At 62.5% G+C, this 1,628-nt stretch carries 3 protein-coding genes and 1 pseudogene; all 4 read right to left on the bottom strand.

What is annotated here, in order from left to right; genetic code table 11:
- A pseudogene (locus GEU01_RS23795) lies at nucleotides 1–308 on the bottom strand (lytic transglycosylase domain-containing protein); the annotation flags it as partial.
- Nucleotides 305–727 carry a hypothetical protein gene (locus GEU01_RS21540; protein ID WP_019087648.1) on the bottom strand — a complete coding sequence of 141 codons (423 nt, stop codon included), beginning with the start codon at nucleotides 725–727 and terminating at the stop codon, nucleotides 305–307. The gene GEU01_RS21540 and the pseudogene GEU01_RS23795, both read right to left, overlap by 4 nt.
- Nucleotides 724–972, bottom strand: coding sequence for an IcmT/TraK family protein (gene icmT / locus GEU01_RS21545; protein ID WP_010511855.1), 249 nt, complete (start codon nucleotides 970–972; stop codon nucleotides 724–726). The genes GEU01_RS21540 and icmT overlap by 4 nt, the downstream gene beginning before the upstream one ends.
- Nucleotides 972–1,628 (bottom strand): ATPase, T2SS/T4P/T4SS family (locus tag GEU01_RS21550; protein WP_019087649.1); only part of this gene is annotated, 657 nt, incomplete at its 5' end. The genes icmT and GEU01_RS21550, both read right to left, overlap by 1 nt.

The raw sequence follows: 1,628 nt of genomic DNA on the forward strand, positions 1-1,628 counted from the left end.
GCCGCATATGTTTGCGCGGGCGTGCTGTGCCATCGCCTCGCGATGCGATCGACCCATGTCGTGTTGACCTGCATCGGCCCGAGATCCGCCGTGCCGTTACTGTTCGGGCTGACCATTCCGGGACGGCCGGCCTCGACATAGAGGAGGACGAGCAGCACGCCACGGGGCACACCGGAGATTTTTGCCGAAGCCTCCAGACAGGCTGCAATCTGGCGGCCATCTTCTTGGATGCTCGCGGCGCGGGCGGTCGTGCTGGGGGCAAAAAAGGGAAATACCCCGAGTGCCGCCAGAGCGAGGCGGGGGATCATGTCGCCCCCTGCAGGGTCGGCGTGACATCGGCAATCCGGCCATGGGCTTCGCCCCAGAAGTCGATCAGATGATTGAGGACCAGCGCGTCTTCCATCTGCGCAAGCCTCATCGTGACATCAATCAGACATAACATCACGACCGTAAATGAACCGGCGCGGACCTTGCGGACGGCATAGCCGAGCGCGCTGTCGGGTGTCCTGCTGACATCAAGGGCAAAGCCTGTCCCTGTCAGTTCCAGCCACAGGGCTTCGGCGCTGATCAGGAAAACGGGCAGATAGGCTTCAGGGTGTGCGGAGTCAGCCGGTGATACGACCACCCGTTTTCCGGTGCCACGGTCCAGCAGTTCAATCGGCTTGCCGATTTCGGCCAGAAGCCGTGTCTGCGCGGCACTGATCGCCGCCAGATCGATCGTGCTCATGAGAACCGCCTCCTTTGCCATGTCGGCAGGGCGGTGCGGACCGGCCCGATGAGGAAGCGTCGCATGGAGCGTATCGCGGCCGGCAGCGTCAGCCCGAAAAACGAGATCGTCCCGAAAAACACCACGCCGAAGACCCCGATCAGCAGGGTGGTGAGGCTCCAGTGTGTCACGGAGATGAGAATGGGAAAGCAGCTGCGGGCATCGAGAATGAAAACCCGGACAGGATAGGCCGTTGCACGCCACATCACGCGTCTCTCCTTTCTTCCGCCAGAGCGGTGTCTTCGGTGATCAGATCGGCATCAAGCAGTTTGCGGATGGCCTTTCCGAAAGACTGGCCCTGCGCCTCGACCGCGTCGGCCACTACGTCGGGCCAGTCCGTCGGCTCGGTCCGGGTGAGCTTGCGGCGCAGATCACGATCGAAAGTGAGGAATTCGCGGATCGCAACACGCCCGCCGCCCTTGCGGGGTACAAGGCGCTGGTTGATGCAGAACCGGAGCGCCTGAGCGAGGGCAGAGACGAGGTTGTCACGTTCCGAGGGCGGACAGAGCGCGATCGCGCGCTGGATCATGAGGGAGACGCTGTCTGCATGCAGCGTCGTGCCCAGGATACCGCCCATCATGGCGATATTGATGGCTGCATTCATGGTCTCGCCGTCACGACATTCCGTGATGATGCCATCGCTCATCTCGCGGCGTGTCAGGCTGCGGGTGAACGTGGGAAAAGTCAGGGTAGGAGGGCGGATCTCCGTCTGGCTGATCCGCGAGCCTGAAGGCGGTCGCAGGTCGTCCAGCAGGAACTCGATGGGCTCCTCGCCGGTTGCCATGTCGCAGTATACGGTCGGGTCCATGAGTTTTTCGATGGCGAGCCCGAATTGCAACGTGGTCTTTCCGGAACCGGTTGC

The sequence above is a fragment of the Komagataeibacter europaeus LMG 18890 genome (assembly GCF_000285295.1).
In the GTDB taxonomy this organism is placed as follows: Bacteria; Pseudomonadota; Alphaproteobacteria; order Acetobacterales; family Acetobacteraceae; genus Komagataeibacter; species Komagataeibacter europaeus.

Bases quoted from the DNA above. Each gene is read 5' to 3' on its own strand.
- GEU01_RS21540 (WP_019087648.1), bottom strand. From the start codon at position 727: ATGAGCACGATCGATCTGGCGGCGATCAGTGCCGCGCAGACACGGCTT.
- icmT (WP_010511855.1), bottom strand. From the start codon at position 972: ATGTGGCGTGCAACGGCCTATCCTGTCCGGGTTTTCATTCTCGATGCC.